Source organism: Phycicoccus sp. 3266, from assembly GCF_031456495.1.
GTDB lineage: Bacteria > Actinomycetota > Actinomycetes > Actinomycetales > Dermatophilaceae > Pedococcus.
On the sequence record NZ_JAVDUW010000001.1, the window covers coordinates 1,352,944 to 1,366,838 of the forward strand.

The 13,895-nt window shown below is 73.4% G+C and carries 14 protein-coding genes and 2 tRNA genes; 8 read left to right on the forward strand and 8 right to left on the reverse strand.

The window, feature by feature from the left end; translation table 11 throughout:
• Positions 1 to 12: 12 nt before the first annotated feature.
• From J2X64_RS06475 to J2X64_RS06500, 6 genes are all read left to right on the forward strand, one after another.
• Entirely contained in the window at positions 13 to 1,062 is a 1,050-nt protein-coding gene (locus J2X64_RS06475) for a PHP domain-containing protein (protein WP_310151247.1), read from the forward strand.
• A gap of 57 nt (positions 1,063 to 1,119) precedes the next feature.
• Positions 1,120 to 2,037, forward strand: a complete 918-nt coding sequence (locus J2X64_RS06480) for a hypothetical protein (protein ID WP_310151251.1) — start codon at positions 1,120 to 1,122, stop codon at positions 2,035 to 2,037.
• Positions 2,034 to 2,408: a GntR family transcriptional regulator gene (locus J2X64_RS06485; protein ID WP_310151254.1), complete on the forward strand. Its 375-nt coding sequence runs from the start codon at positions 2,034 to 2,036 to the stop codon at positions 2,406 to 2,408. Before J2X64_RS06480 ends, J2X64_RS06485 begins: the two co-directional genes overlap by 4 nt.
• A 96-nt stretch (positions 2,409 to 2,504) precedes the next feature.
• A tRNA-Glu gene (locus J2X64_RS06490) sits at positions 2,505 to 2,577 on the forward strand.
• A 29-nt stretch (positions 2,578 to 2,606) separates the two neighbouring features.
• A tRNA-Asp gene (locus J2X64_RS06495) sits at positions 2,607 to 2,680 on the forward strand.
• 106 nt (positions 2,681 to 2,786) lie between these two features.
• Entirely contained in the window at positions 2,787 to 3,737 is a 951-nt protein-coding gene (locus tag J2X64_RS06500; protein ID WP_310151257.1) for an SDR family NAD(P)-dependent oxidoreductase, read from the forward strand.
• 89 nt (positions 3,738 to 3,826) lie between these two features.
• Here J2X64_RS06500 and J2X64_RS06505 read toward each other — a convergent pair whose 3' ends face one another.
• Complete coding sequence (locus J2X64_RS06505) at positions 3,827 to 4,750, reverse strand: NADP-dependent oxidoreductase (protein ID WP_310151260.1); 924 nt, start codon at positions 4,748 to 4,750, stop codon at positions 3,827 to 3,829.
• A 300-nt stretch (positions 4,751 to 5,050) separates the two neighbouring features.
• Here J2X64_RS06505 and J2X64_RS06510 point away from each other — a divergent pair, with 300 nt between their 5' ends.
• Positions 5,051 to 5,686 (forward strand): TetR/AcrR family transcriptional regulator, encoded by a 636-nt coding sequence (locus J2X64_RS06510; protein WP_310151263.1) that lies wholly within the window; start codon positions 5,051 to 5,053, stop codon positions 5,684 to 5,686.
• Here the strand turns inward: J2X64_RS06510 and J2X64_RS06515 are convergent.
• Genes J2X64_RS06515 through paaA form a run of 7 tightly spaced genes read right to left on the reverse strand, consistent with a single transcriptional unit; the run spans position 5,674 to position 11,704 of the window.
• On the reverse strand, positions 5,674 to 6,558 hold the full coding sequence (locus J2X64_RS06515; RefSeq protein ID WP_310151265.1) for a 3-hydroxyacyl-CoA dehydrogenase family protein: 885 nt from the start codon (positions 6,556 to 6,558) through the stop codon (positions 5,674 to 5,676). The genes J2X64_RS06510 and J2X64_RS06515 overlap by 13 nt on opposite strands.
• Positions 6,555 to 7,733, reverse strand: coding sequence for a thiolase family protein (locus J2X64_RS06520; RefSeq protein ID WP_310151268.1), 1,179 nt, complete (start codon positions 7,731 to 7,733; stop codon positions 6,555 to 6,557). The genes J2X64_RS06515 and J2X64_RS06520 overlap by 4 nt, the downstream gene beginning before the upstream one ends.
• A 27-nt stretch (positions 7,734 to 7,760) precedes the next feature.
• On the reverse strand, positions 7,761 to 8,858 hold the full coding sequence (gene paaE, locus J2X64_RS06525) for a 1,2-phenylacetyl-CoA epoxidase subunit PaaE (RefSeq protein ID WP_310151270.1): 1,098 nt from the start codon (positions 8,856 to 8,858) through the stop codon (positions 7,761 to 7,763).
• Positions 8,859 to 9,446 carry a 1,2-phenylacetyl-CoA epoxidase subunit PaaD gene (gene paaD, locus J2X64_RS06530; RefSeq protein WP_310151273.1) on the reverse strand — a complete coding sequence of 196 codons (588 nt, stop codon included), beginning with the start codon at positions 9,444 to 9,446 and terminating at the stop codon, positions 8,859 to 8,861.
• Positions 9,443 to 10,393, reverse strand: a complete 951-nt coding sequence (gene paaC, locus J2X64_RS06535) for a 1,2-phenylacetyl-CoA epoxidase subunit PaaC (protein ID WP_310151276.1) — start codon at positions 10,391 to 10,393, stop codon at positions 9,443 to 9,445. Before paaC ends, paaD begins: the two co-directional genes overlap by 4 nt.
• Before the next feature lie 7 nt (positions 10,394 to 10,400).
• Entirely contained in the window at positions 10,401 to 10,715 is a 315-nt protein-coding gene (gene paaB, locus J2X64_RS06540; protein WP_310151279.1) for a 1,2-phenylacetyl-CoA epoxidase subunit PaaB, read from the reverse strand.
• Complete coding sequence (paaA, locus tag J2X64_RS06545; protein ID WP_310151282.1) at positions 10,712 to 11,704, reverse strand: 1,2-phenylacetyl-CoA epoxidase subunit PaaA; 993 nt, start codon at positions 11,702 to 11,704, stop codon at positions 10,712 to 10,714. The genes paaB and paaA overlap by 4 nt, the downstream gene beginning before the upstream one ends.
• A gap of 146 nt (positions 11,705 to 11,850) precedes the next feature.
• Between paaA and paaZ the strand changes: the two genes are divergently transcribed.
• Positions 11,851 to 13,887 carry a phenylacetic acid degradation bifunctional protein PaaZ gene (gene paaZ / locus J2X64_RS06550; protein ID WP_310151285.1) on the forward strand — a complete coding sequence of 679 codons (2,037 nt, stop codon included), beginning with the start codon at positions 11,851 to 11,853 and terminating at the stop codon, positions 13,885 to 13,887.
• Positions 13,888 to 13,895: the final 8 nt, after the last annotated feature.

Genomic DNA, 13,895 nt, shown 5'->3' on the forward strand with positions numbered 1-13,895 from the left:
AGGGTATGCCGCGTGGTCGCCGCCGTCGCCCCCCTCACCGCGCCCGTCACGCCTGACGAGGCGCTGCGCCGGATCGCCTTCCTGCTCGAGCGCGAGCGGGCCGGGTCCTACCGGGTCGAGGCGTTCCGCAAGGCCGTGGTCACCGTCCGCGAGACGCCGGAGGACGAGCTGCGGACCCGCCACGAGGCCGGCACGCTCCAGGACCTGCCCGGCATCGGGAAGTCCACCGCCGGGGTCGTGGCGGAGGCGCTGGACGGTGACCTCCCGGCATACCTGGAGACGTTGCAGGACAAGGCGAAACCGCTCGTCACCGGCGGCGAGGAGCTCCTCACGCGCATCACCGGCGACTGCCACTCGCACTCGTCCTGGTCCGACGGCGGCAGCCCGATCGAGGAGATGGTCCTCACCGCCGTCGAGCTCGGCCACGAGTGGCTCGCGCTGACCGACCACTCCCCGCAGCTGCGGGTCGCCAACGGGCTGACGGCCGAGCGCCTCACCAAGCAGCTGGCGATCGTCGACGCGGTCAACGCCTCGCTCGGCGACAGCTTCCGCCTGCTCAAGGGCATCGAGGTGGACATCCTCGACGACGGCTCGCTCGACCAGACCGACCGCATGCTCGGCCAGCTCGACGTCGTCACTGCCAGCGTCCACTCCAAGCTGCGGATGAACGCCGCGCCCATGACCCGCCGCATGGTGGCCGCCGTCTCGAACCCGCGCGTCAACGTCCTCGGCCACTGCACCGGGCGGCTCGTGGAGGGGACGCGGGGCAAGCGGCCGCAGTCGGAGTTCGACGCCCGCGCCGTCTTCGAGGCCTGCGCCGAGCACGGCACGGCCGTGGAGATCAACAGCCGCCCGGAGCGGTGCGACCCGCCCGACGAGCTCGTCGAGCTGGCGATGGAGGTCGGCTGCCTGTTCGCGATCGACTCCGACGCCCATGCGCCCGGCCAGCTGGAGATGAAGGCGTACGGCTGCGAGCGCGCCGAACGCCTCGGCATCCCCGACGACCGGATCGTCACGACGTGGCCGGTCGAGCGGCTCCTGGAGTGGACCTCGAACGCTTGACGTGGACCGCCTCCATATGTCTCAATGAACTAAGTCATTGAGACATATGGAGGGGTCATGACGGTCGTGCTCATGGGGTTCGTGCTCGTCCCGCTGCTGGTGCTCGTCGTGGGGACGACGGCGGGGCGGCTGGTCTCGCTGACCCGCACGCGCGGGCTGGACCGGTCCGTGCGGGCCCGCTCCCTGCTGGCGTCGGGCGCCACGCTCGTCGCGGGCGTGGCTGCGATGGCGGCCTGGGTTGCCGTCGGGGACAACCCCGCGTCCGACGTGCGCGTCGCCACCCTCCCGGCGATCGGCGCCGCCGTGGCCACCCTCGCCGGCGCGGTCGCGGAGCTGACCTGGCCGCACCCGGCCGGCACCGTCCGGCAGGCCTCGCTCGACGCCAGGCGCCTGGCCCCGTCCCTCCTGCTGCGACTCCTGTGGGCCGGACTCGCGGCGAGCGCCGCAGCCCTGGTCGTGGGTGTCCTGACGGCCGGCCCGGACGGCCGGTCGGTGACGCGGTCGGCGGGTGACGCCAGCAGCACCGCGAGCCCCTACCCCGGCTCCGCGTATGCCGTGCCGGTCGCGATCGCCCTCGCCGTGCTGGCGCTGGCGGCCTGGTGGGCGGTCCGCCGGGTGGAGTCGCGACCGGCGCTCCCCGGCGGGTCGCCCGAGCTGGACCGCTCCGTCCGGCAGGAGTCGCAGGTCCGGGTCCTGCGCCCGGCCGCCACCGGTGCGCTGCTCACCGCCGCAGGGCTGTGGCTCACCCTCGGCCCGGCGGTCAACCGCGTCACGCAGAACCTGCGCATCGCCAGCGAGGCTGCGCCGCGGTCGCCCGGCGACTGGGTCCAGTGGCTCGGCTTCGCCGGCGCCGGGCTGGGAGTGCTGCTGGCCCTGGCCGCAGGCGTCGCGCTGTTCTGGGTCGGCCCGGGCCTGCCCGCACCCTCTGCCCGGACTCCCGAGCCCTCCGGCACCGCCTCGCGGGGCGCGGCGTGAGCGAGCTCGCCGTCACGGTCGACCTGTCGGCGCCGACGCCGCCGTACGAGCAGGTGCGCACGCAGATCGCCGGGCACATCGCGACCGGGTCGCTCGCGGAGGGCGACCGGCTGCCGACCGTCCGCGCGCTGGCGGCGGACCTGGGGCTGGCGGTCAACACGGTGGCGCGCGCCTACAAGGAGCTCGAGGCCGAGGGGCTGGTCACCACCCGCCGACGCGCGGGGACCGTGGTCGCCCCCGGGTCGCAGTCCACGGACGTCGCCCTGGGGCGCAGCGCGGCCGAGTACGCCGAGCGGGCGATCCGGGCCGGGCTGAGCGAGTCGGCGGCGGTGGACCTGGTGCGCGCCGCCCTGCGCGAGGCGAGGGCCTGACCCCCGTTTTGGAGATCGGGGCGCGGTACCCCTATGCTTTCCGAGTCCTCGACGGATCCGAGCGCAGTCGCTGGGCGAGGGTTCGGCGAAGTGCCGGTCCCCATCGTCTAGCGGCCCAGGACCCCGCCCTTTCACGGCGGTAGCACGGGTTCGAATCCCGTTGGGGATACTGTTTTGCAAGGCCTCAGAGCCATCCGAGGCCCCGTAGCGCAGTTGGTTAGCGCGCCGCCCTGTCACGGCGGAGGTCGCGGGTTCGAGTCCCGTCGGGGTCGCCCAGGACGAAGGGCCCACACGAGAGTGTGGGCCCTTCGTCATTCCCCGCTTGGTGGTGCCACTCCGGTCGAGCGAGCCTCGGACGGGCTGCCTAGGGTTGGTGCCATGGCAGCGGTGACGGACGGGCTGGACTGGCTCCTCGACAAGTCGGTGGTGCTCGGCTACAGCAAGGTGGGCCCTGCGCTGCGTCGTGCCTGGTGGCCGGCCGACCCCAGGCCCGGTGTCCTGGCCGGTCGCACCGTGGTCGTGACCGGCGCCAGCGGCGGCCTCGGCCTCGCCACCGCGTCAGGCCTGGCCGGGCTCGGCGCTCACGTGCGCCTGGTCGGCCGCGACACCGAGCGGCTCGAGGCCGCGCAGCGCCAGCTCGTCGCCGAGGTGCCGTCCGCGCAGGCCGACCTCGACGTGTGCGACCTCAGCGACCTCGACGCCGTGGAGGCGTATGCCGCGCGGTTGCGCGAGGAGCTGCCCACGCTCCACGCCCTCGTCCACAACGCCGGTGTCCTGCCGCCGGAGCGCCGCGTGAGCCCGCAGGGGCACGAGCTGACCTACGCGACGCACGTCCTCGGCCCGCACGCCCTCACCTTCGCCCTCGGCGACCTGCTCGCCGGCGGACGCGTCGTCGTCGTGTCCTCCGGTGGCATGTACGCACACCCCCTGCCGGAGGACGACTACGAGTACACGCGCGGCACGTACTCGGGCACCACGGCATACGCCCGCACCAAGCGGATGCAGGTGGTGCTGGCCGAGCGCTGGGCGCGCGAACTCGACGGGCAGGGGACGGCCGTGCACTCGATGCACCCGGGCTGGGCCGACACCCCGGGCGTCACCGACTCGCTTCCCGGCTTCGCCAAGGTCGCCGGCCCCATCCTGCGCGACGCCCGCGGCGGCGCCGACACCGTCGTCTGGCTGGTCGCGACCGAGGAGCCGATCGGGACGGGCCGGTTCTGGCACGACCGCCGGGCACGCGCCACGCACTACGCGCCCGTGCGCGTGGAGTCCGGGGCCGCCCGTGAGCGGCTCTGGCAGGCGGTCACCGAGGCCACCGGCAGGCCGTGACGACGAAGCGCCCCGGGACGGGTCCCGGGGCGCTCTGTCGTCGTTGCAGGTGCGGACGCGTTGCTGCACAACGGGTCCGGACGGCTGCGTCACTCGCTGACGCGGATCGCGATCTTGCCGCGGACGTGACCGCCCTGGCTCAGCTCGAACGCCTTGGCCGTCTCCTCGAGCGGGAAGGATGCCGCCACCGGGACGGTCAGCTTGCCCTCGTCGGCGAGGTCGGAGAGCGCCTGCAGGTCGGCGGCGTCGGGCCGCACCCACGCGTAGAGGCCACCCTTCTCCGCGACCGAGCCGTCCGCCACGGACCCGTGCCGGCCGCCCTCGGCGAGCACGGCGAGGGTGTCGTCGAGCACCTCGCCCACGAAGTCCGCGACGACGTCGACGCCCTGCGGCGCCAGCTCGCGAACCCGCCCGACGAGCCCGTCGCCGTACGTCACCGGCTCCACGCCGAGACCGCGCAGGAACTCGTGGTTGGACTCCGACGCCGTGCCGATCACGCGGGCGCCGAGCGCGCGGGCGACCTGCACGGCGAGGACGCCGACGCCACCGGCGGCCGCGTGCACGAGGACGGTCTCGCCCTCGCGCAGGCCCAGCCGGGTGAGCAGCTGGTATGCCGTGAGGCCGGCCAGCGGGAGTCCCGCGGCCTGGTCCCAGTCGAGGGAGGCCGGCTTGCGGGCGGCCGTGCGAGCCGGCACCGACACCAGCTCGGCGAACGTGCCCTGCTGCACCCAGTCCTTGCGCGCGTAGGCGACGACCTCGTCGCCGACCGAGAACTCGGGCGTGTCCAGGCCCACCGCCTCGACCACCCCGGCGACGTCCCACCCGGGGACCGCCGGGAAGTCCACCTGCATCAGCGGGTCGAGGTAGCCCGCCATCACCTTCCAGTCCACCGGGTTGACCGACGCCGACCGGACCCGGACGAGGACCTCACCCGGACCGACCCGCGGGTCGGGCCGCTCGGTGACCTCGAGGACGTCGGGACCGCCGTACTGCGCATACGTGATTGCTCGCATGAGGGGGACAACAGCACGCGCCCCGGCCCCTGTTCCGAACCCCGTCCGAATTGCGGCGTGACCAACCTCGCAGGCGCGCTGCGGGGCCGGTCACCGGAGGAGCGACGGGGAAGGGGCCGAGGCGCGCTGGCGGGCCTGGCACGAGCACCGGAGCTTGCGGAGGTGCGAGCGGACTCGCGCGCCGAGGCCCTTTCCCGTCGCGACGACCCCTGCGACTCGGGATCCCCTTTCGCCTGCCGAGGACCCACACACGCGCCGTTACGACCTTGGGTCCGTGAAGGCTTGTGGGACAGTGGCCGCGTGAGCACGACCGACGGCGGGACGACCGCACCGAGGCGGGGGCGTCCCGGCCGCGACCAGCAGACGGTGCTGCGCAGGGCGGTCGACCTGTTCAACGAGCAGGGCTACGACGGCACCAGCATGGGCGACCTGGCCCGTGCCCTCGGGTTCAGCAAGTCGGCGATCTACCACCACGTCCCCGGCAAGCAGCACCTGCTCTCGCAGGCGCTCGACGAGGCGCTGGACGGCCTCACCGCGGTCATCGACGAGGCCGAGCGACGCGAGCCGGGATCCAGCGCCTACCAGCGTCTTCGGCGCGCCGTGCAGCTCTCGGTCGAGGTCCTCGTCGAGCACCAGCCCGCGGTCACGCTGCTGCTCCGGGTCCGCGGCAACAGCGAGGTCGAGCTGGAGGCCCTGCGCCGCCGCCGCGCCATCGACGCCCGGCTCGCCGCCCTCGTCCAGGAGTCCGTCGACGAGGGGTCGCTGCGCTCGGACGTGTCACCGCAGCTCGTGAGCCGGCTGCTCTTCGGCATGGTCAACTCGCTCGTGGAGTGGCACCGCCCCGGCGGCTCGGCCGACGCGCGGCAGCTCTCCGAGGCCATCACGACGATCGCGTTCGACGGCCTGGCGACCGCCTCGGCCCGTCACCAGTCGTAGAAGCCGCGACCCGTCTTGCGGCCCAGCTCGCCGGCCGCGACCTTGTCGCGCAACAGCTGCGGCGGCTGGAACCGGGGCCCGAGCTCGCGCGCCAGGTGCTCGGCGATGGCCAGCCGCACATCGAGCCCGACGATGTCGGTGGTCCGCAGCGGCCCGACCGGGTGCCGGTAGCCCAGCGTCATCGCCGTGTCGATGTCCTCCGCGCTGGCCACGCCCTCCTGCACCATCCGCATCGCCTCGAGCGCGATCGCGACCCCGAGCCGGCTGCTCGCGAACCCCGGCGCGTCCTGCACCGTGATCCCCGTCTTGCCCAGCGCCTCGACCCACGCGCGGGCCTCGACCACCAGGCCGGGGTCGGTGCGCCGTCCGACGACGACCTCGACGAGGTCGCTGACGGGCACGGGGTTGAAGAAGTGCAGGCCGACCAGGCGCTCCGGCCGCGACAGGCCCTCGGCGATGGAGTCGATCGACAGCGAGCTCGTGTTCGTGGCGAGCACCGCGTCCGGCGCCGACTGCTCGACGGCCGCGAACACCTGCCGCTTGAGCTCGACGTCCTCCGGCACCGCCTCCACGACCAGCGTCACCTCGGCGAGGTCGGCCGGGTCCGTGGTCGTCCGGTATGCCGCGTGCGCGGCCTCGGCGTCGACCCCGAGGGTCCCGCGCTCGGCTGCCTTGGCGAGGCTGGAGGCGATGCGCGCTCCGGCCGCCTCGGCGGCCTCGGTCGACCCCTCGACGACGACGACCTGCGAGCCGGCGGAGACGAAGGCGTGCGCGATGCCCGCCCCCATCCGCCCGCCCCCGTAGACGCCGACCCGCGCCGGCAGACGGCGCGTGGCCGCGTCGGACGCGAAGGCACCGCCGTCGGCGCTCACGGGCGCTCCAGCAGCAGGGCAGTGCCCTGACCCACGCCGACGCACATCGTCGCGAGCCCGCGGCGCGCACCGGCGCGCTCGAGCCGGCCGAGCAGGGTCACGACGATCCGCGTGCCCGAGCAGCCCAGCGGGTGCCCGAGGGCGATGGCGCCGCCGTCGGCGTTGACGACCTCCTCGTCGAGCTCCAGGTCGCGGACGCAGGCGAGGGACTGCGAGGCGAACGCCTCGTTCAGCTCGACGGCGTCGAGGTCGTCGACCGTCCAGCCGGCCCGGTCGAGCGCCTTGCGCGTGGCGGGTACCGGTCCGATGCCCATGACGTCGGGCGCGACGCCGGCACTGGCGCCACCGACGATCCGGGCCCGGGGCGTGAGGCCGTGCCTCTCCACGAACGCCTCCGACGCGACGACGACCGCTGCGGCCCCGTCGTTGAGGGCGCTGGAGTTGCCGGCCGTGACGAGGCCGTCCGGACCGTGCAGCGGTCGCAGGCGGGCGAGCTTCTCCAGGCTCGTGTCGGCCCGCGGGCCCTCGTCGACCGCGACCTCGCCGTCGCCGACGGGGACCGCCACGATCTCGGCTTCGAACCGGCCGGCCTCGATGGCCGCGACCGCCCGCTGGTGCGAGCGCAGGGCGAACGCGTCGAGCTCCTCCCGGGTCAGCCCCCACCGCCGGGCAACCCGCTCGGCGGTCTGCGGCATGGTCAGCGTGGTGTCGGCGTCGAACCGGGGGTTGGTGAAGCGCCAGCCGATCGAGGTGTCGAACGCCGCACCGGGACGGGCGAAGGCCTTCGCCGGCTTCTCCTGCACCCAGGGGGCCCGTGTCATCGACTCGACCCCGCCCGCCACCACGACGTCGGCGTCGCCCGCGGCAACCATCTGCCGCGCCGTGGTGATCGCCGTCATGCCCGAGGCGCACAGCCGGTTGACGGTGAAGCCGGGCACCGAGTCGGGCAGCCCGGCGAGGAGCCACGCCATGCGGGCGACGTTGCGGTTGTCCTCCCCCGCCTGGTTCGCGGCACCGAGGACGACCTCGTCGACCAGCGCCGGGTCGACCCCCGCTCGGCGGACGACCTCACCCACCACGAGGGCCGCCAGGTCGTCGGGGCGCACCGACGCCAGCGCACCGGCATACCGGCCGATGGGGGTGCGCACGGCATCGACGATGAACGCTTCGGGCACGGGGTTCTCCTTGGGGGACAGGGACGCTCAGGCGTCGAAGTCGACGGTGACGCGCTCGCTGACGGGATACGACTGGCAGGTGAGGACGAACCCCTCGTCGACCTCGCCGTCCTCGAGGGCGTAGTTGCGGCGCATGTCGACCTCACCGTCGCGGACGAGGGCGCGACACGTGCCGCAGACGCCGCCCTTGCAGGCGAACGGCAGGTCGGTGCGCGTGCGCTGCGCCCCGTCGAGGATGCTCGTCGACCGGGAGATGGGGGCGGTGCTGGTGAGCCCGTCGAGGACGACGGTGACCTCGCTCGTCTCACCGGCGAGCTCCTCGTCGGGCCGGTGCAGCTCCGGCGGTGGCGCGTCGACGTAGAAGAGCTCGAAGTGCACGCGCTTGGGCTCGACCCCCAGGTCGGCCAGGGCCTCGCGAGCCCCCTCGATCATGGCGTGCGGCCCGCAGAGCCAGACGTGGTCGATCGAGTCGATCGGCACGAACGCTCCGGTGAGGGCGCGGATGCGCTCGGCGTCGAGGCGGCCGGAGAACAGCGGGACGTCGCGCGGCTCGCGCGAGAGGACGTGCACGAGCTGGAACCTCGAGCCGTAGCGGTTCTTGAGGTCGGCGAGCTCCTCGGCGAACATCACCGAGCCGGTGGTGCGGTTGCCGTAGAACAACGTCAGCTCGGCGTCGGGGTGGGCCAGCACGCTCGCGGCGATCGACAGCATCGGCGTGATGCCGGACCCGGCGGCGATGCACAGGTGCCGTTCCCCGACGGTCGGGTCGGCGCGGAACGAGCCCGACGGCGTCTGCACCTCGAGCACGTCCCCGGCCCTGACCTCGCGGACGAGCCAGCGGCTGAACAGCCCGTCGGGGATCTCGCGGACGCCGATGCGGGGGCGCTCCCCCGCGGCGGCGCAGATGGAGTACTGCCGCCGCTCCTCCACGCCGTCGATGGTGCGCCGGATGGTCAGCGACTGGCCCGGGGCGAAGTCGTACTCGGCCGCGAGCTCCTCGGGCACGTCGAACGTGACGGCCGCCGAGTCGTCGGTGAGCCGCTCGACCGAGTGCACGGTGAGCTCGTGGAACCGCGGCCCGCGCCGGCGGCCGGCAGGGACGAGGAGGGAACCCGTTGCGGTCACTCAGATCTCCTTGACGTGCTCGAACGGCTCGAGGCAGGACGTGCAGCGGTAGAGCGCCTTGCACGACGTCGGCCCGAACTCGGAGGTGAGGGCGGTGTCCGCGGACCCGCACCGGGGGCAGGTGACGGCGCGGCGGGTGGGCGCGAGGGTGAGCGGCACGGGTCCGCTGCCGACGCGACGGCCCACCGCCTGCGGGGCGGAGATCCCCGCCTCGGCCAGGGCGGCGCGACCGCGCTCGCTGATCCAGTCGCTCGACCAGGGCGGGGACAGCGCCACCGCGACCCGGGCGGGAAGGCCCGCCTCGGCGAGCGCGCGCACGAGGTCGTCGCGCATGGTCGCCATCGCCGGGCAGCCGGAGTAGGTCGGGGTGATCGACACGACCACGGTGCCGTCGGCCTCGACCTCGACGCCGCGCAGCACGCCGAGGTCCTCGAGGGTCAGCATGGGCAGCTCGGGGTCGGTCACGGTGCGCGCCACGGCACACGCCTGCTCCCGCAACCGGTCGGTGCCGGGGGCGTGCGACCGGCGCACGGGGTTGGCCCTGCCGTCGCGGACCGTCCGCCCGGCGCGGGCGGACACGGCGGTCACCACTGCCCCATCGGGTGGGCGCGGGCGACCGACTGCATCTCGGCGAGCAATCGGCTCAGAGCCTCGGTGTGCATGCCGTCGCGCCCGGTGCGACCGGCCACCGCGGCCATCCGCACCGGAGCGGGCTGCTCCACACCGCTCATCGCGAACACCTGCGCCAGGACCACGCCGACCTCGTCCGCCACCGTCGCCGGGTCCACCCCGACACCCTGCTCGGCGGCGGCACCCTCGGCGTCGTGGGTGTCGAAGAGCTCGGCGAACAGCGGCCAGACCGAGGTCAGCGCGGCCTCGAGCCGGCGCCGGGACTCCTGCGTGCCCTGGGCCAGGGTGAGGAACCAGCGACCCGCGAAGTCGCGGTGGTACGTCAGCTCCTTGACGCCCTTGGCGGCGACGGCCGCAAGGACGTGGTCGCGGCTGTCGGCCAGCCGCTCGAACACCGCGATCCGCGCGCACGAGAGCAGCAGCAGCTTGACGATCGTCACCGCGAAGTCGCCGTTGTCGAGCTCGACGAGCCGGACGTTCCGGAACTGCTGGTCGCCCCGGAAGAACGCGAGCGCGTCCTCCGGCGGCACCGGCGAGCCCTCGGGCAGCGCGGGCACGAGCGAGGGGTCGGCCGCCGCGGCGCGGGCCAGCAGCAGGCGTGCCTGCCCGAGCAGGTCGAGCGCGATGTTCGCGAGCGCGATGTCCTCCTCGAGGTCGGGCGCGCGGCTGCACCACTCCGAGAGCCGGTGCGAGGCGATCAGGGCGTCGTCGGCGAGCATGAGCGAGTACGCGCCGAGGACCGCCGGGTCGACACCCTCGGGGATGGTCGTGTCGACGCCTGCGAGCGGGTCCTCGAAGTCGGTGCCGAAGGCCCAGTGGGCGGCGTCGCCGGCGGGCTCGTGCTCGAGCAGCCCGTCGTAGACGGAGCCGTCGGGCGCGTTCGGGTCGGGGGTGGGGTGGCTCATCGGGCGCTCACATGTGGGGGACGTCGTCGGGGATCGTGTAGAAGGTCGGGTGCCGGTAGACCTTGTCGCCGCTCGGGGCGAACAGCGGGTCCTTCTCGTCCGGGCTCGATGCCGCGATGTCGACCGACTTCACGACCCAGATGCTCACGCCCTCGTTGCGCCGGGTGTAGACGTCGCGGGCGTGCATCAGCGCCATCTGGTCGTCGGCCGCGTGCAGCGAGCCGACGTGCACGTGGTTGAGCCCGCGCTTGCCGCGGACGAACACCTCGTAAAGCGGCCACTCGGCGCGGACGCCCTGGCCCTCGGCGTCCTCGTCGGTCATGCCACACCCTTCTGGTCGTTCGCCGCGGCAGCCTGCTTCGCGGCATACGCCGTCGCGGCCTCGCGCACCCAGGCGCCGTCCTCGTGCGCCTTGCGGCGGTGGGCGATCCGCTGGGCGTTGCACGGGCCGTTGCCCTTGACCACCTGCATGAACTCGCTCCAGTCGGGCTGGGTGAAGTCGTGGGCCCCGCGCTCGGCGTTCCAGCGCAGGTCGGGGTCGGGCAGGGTGACGCCGAGCGCCTTGGCCTGCGGCACGGTCATGTCGACGAACCGCTGGCGCAGGTCGTCGTTGGTGTTGCGCTTGATCCCCCAGGCCATCGACTGCTGGGTGTTGGGCGACTCGGCGTCGGGCGGGCCGAACATCATCAGCGCCGGCCACCAGAACCGGTCCACCGACTCCTGCACCATCGCCCGCTGCTCGTCGGTGCCGCGCATCATCGTCATGAGCAGCTCGTAGCCCTGCCGCTGGTGGAAGGACTCCTCCTTGCAGATGCGGATCATCGCCCGGCCGTACGGCCCGAAGGACGTTCGGCAGAGCGGCACCTGGTTGCAGATGGCCGCACCGTCGACGAGCCAGCCGATCGTGCCGACGTCGGCGTACGACAGGGTTGGGTAGTTGAAGATCGAGGAGTACTTCTGCCGCCCGTCGACGAGCATCTCGGTGAGCTCCTGCCGGGAGACGCCGAGGGTCTCGCACGCGGAGTACAGGTAGAGCCCGTGTCCGGCCTCGTCCTGCACCTTGGCGAGCAGGATCGCCTTGCGCCGCAGCGAGGGTGCCCGGGTGAGCCAGTTGCCCTCCGGCTGCATGCCGATGATCTCGGAGTGCGCGTGCTGGGCGACCTGCCGGACCAGCGTCCTCCGGTAGCCCTCGGGCATCCAGTCCCGTGGCTCGATGCGGTCGCCGCGTGCGATGGTGGCGTCGAAGCCCGCCTCGTATGCCGCGTCGTCGCCTGCCGCGTCGCCGCGGGTGCGTTCCGGAGCCGTCGTCATCGCGTCCTCCCGAGGGTGGTGGGAACCAGCATCCCCCGCCACGGCGAGGGAGCACAGCCGGTGGCACAGGGAATGGCCGCGCAGGCATTTACTGACCGAGCGGTCTGTAATAGTGTGGCACGCACCGAGGGAGAGGACAACACCCCATGTCGATGCTCGAGAGCTATGCCGCGGGCCGGTGGTTCCGCGCCTCCGACGAGGGCACCCCGCTGCGGGATGCCACGACCGGCGAGGAGGTCGCCCGGATCTCCTCCACCGGCCTCGATGTCGGCGCGATGGTGGAGCACGCGCGCACGGTGGGCGGCCCCGCGCTGCGCGACCTGACCTTCCACGAGCGCTCGGCCCTCATCAAGGACCTCGCCAAGCACCTCACCGCGGGCAAGGACGAGTTCTACGAGCTCTCGACCCGTACGGGTGCCACGAAGCGCGACTCGGCCGTCGACATCGACGGCGGCTTCGGCACGCTCTTCTCCGTCGCGAGCAAGGGCACCCGCGAGATGCCGGCCGACACGGTCTACCTCGACGGCGGCCTCGAGCAGCTGGGGCGCCAGGGCCAGTTCGTCGGCCAGCACGTCTACACGACGCGGCCGGGCGTCGCGGTGCAGATCAACGCCTTCAACTTCCCGGTGTGGGGCATGCTCGAGAAGCTCGCGCCCGCCTTCATCGCCGGGGTGCCGAGCATCGTCAAGCCGGCCAGCCAGACGGCATACCTCACCGAGCTCGTGGTCCGCCGGATCATCGAGTCCGGCATCCTGCCCGAGGGGACGCTGCAGCTGCTCAGCGGCAGCGCGTCGGGCCTGCTCGACGCGCTCACGGTGCAGGACTCGGTCGCGTTCACGGGCTCGGCGCACACGGCCGGCATCCTGCGCAGCCACCCGAACGTGCTGCACGGCGGTGTCCAGCTCGGCGTCGAGGCCGACTCGCTGAACTGCTCGGTCCTCGGCCCCGACGTGACCGTCGACGACCCCGAGTTCGACCTGTTCGTCAAGGGCGTCGTCACCGAGATGACGGTCAAGGCCGGCCAGAAGTGCACCGCCATCCGGCGGGCCATCGTGCCCTCCAGCATGGCCGACGCGGTGGTCGAGGCGATCGGCGCCCGGCTGGCGAAGACCACCGTCGGCAACCCGGCCAACCCGGACGTGCGCATGGGCGCGCTCGCGTCGGTGGAGCAGCGCGACGAGGTGCGCAAGGCCATCGCCTCCCTGCAGGCGTCGTGCGACGTCGTCTGGGGCAACCCCGACTCGGCCGAGCTCGTCGACGCGGACTTCGCGGTCGGCGCCTTCCTCGCGCCCGTGCTGCTCCGGGCACGCGAGGGCGCGGTCGAGCCGCACGACGTCGAGCCGTTCGGCCCGGTGAGCACCGTCATCTCCTACGACACCGTCGACGAGGCGATCGCGCTGGCCGCCCGCGGCAAGGGCTCCCTGGTCGGCTCGCTCGTGACGCACGACCCGCAGGTCGCCCGCGACGTCACCCTCGGCCTCGCGCCGTGGCACGGGCGCATCCTCGTGCTCGACCGCGCCGCGGCGCCCGAGTCCACCGGCCACGGCTCGCCGCTGCCGATGCTCGTCCACGGAGGCCCCGGCCGCGCCGGTGGGGGCGAGGAGCTCGGCGGCGTCCGCGGCATCCTGCACCACATGCAGCGGACCGCGCTCCAGGGTTCCCCTGACATGCTCACAGCGATCACCGGTCGCTGGACCAAGGGGTCGCAGCGGCGCGTCGAGGAGGTCCACCCGTTCCGCAAGTCGTTGGCAGAGCTGCGGATCGGCGACACCGTGCAGTCGGCGTCGCGCCGGGTGACCCTCGAGGACATCGAGCACTTCGCCGAGTTCACGGGCGACACGTTCTACGCCCACACCGACGAGGCCGCGGCGCAGAAGAACGAGCTCTTCGGCGGGATCGTCGCGCACGGCTACCTCGTCGTCTCGCTCGCGGCCGGGCTGTTCGTCCAGCCCGACCCGGGCCCGGTCCTGGCGAACTTCGGCGTCGACAACCTGCGCTTCCTCACCCCCGTGAAGGTCGACGACGAGATCTCGGTGCTGCTCACCGTCAAGCAGATCTCGCCGCGTCGCTCGGCGGACTACGGCGAGGTGCGCTGGGACGCCGTCGTGAGCAACGCCGCCGGCGAGCCGGTCGCGACCTACGACGTGCTGACCCTGGTGGCCAAGGAGCAGCCGCAGTACTGAGGGGCGGG

Bases quoted from the DNA above. Each gene is read 5' to 3' on its own strand.
- J2X64_RS06480 (WP_310151251.1), top strand. From the start codon at position 1,120: ATGACGGTCGTGCTCATGGGGTTCGTGCTCGTCCCGCTGCTGGTGCTC.
- J2X64_RS06500 (WP_310151257.1), top strand. From the start codon at position 2,787: ATGGCAGCGGTGACGGACGGGCTGGACTGGCTCCTCGACAAGTCGGTG.
- J2X64_RS06505 (WP_310151260.1), bottom strand. From the start codon at position 4,750: ATGCGAGCAATCACGTATGCGCAGTACGGCGGTCCCGACGTCCTCGAG.
- paaC (WP_310151276.1), bottom strand. From the start codon at position 10,393: ATGAGCCACCCCACCCCCGACCCGAACGCGCCCGACGGCTCCGTCTAC.
- paaB (WP_310151279.1), bottom strand. From the start codon at position 10,715: ATGACCGACGAGGACGCCGAGGGCCAGGGCGTCCGCGCCGAGTGGCCG.
- paaA (WP_310151282.1), bottom strand. From the start codon at position 11,704: ATGACGACGGCTCCGGAACGCACCCGCGGCGACGCGGCAGGCGACGAC.
- paaZ (WP_310151285.1), top strand. From the start codon at position 11,851: ATGTCGATGCTCGAGAGCTATGCCGCGGGCCGGTGGTTCCGCGCCTCC.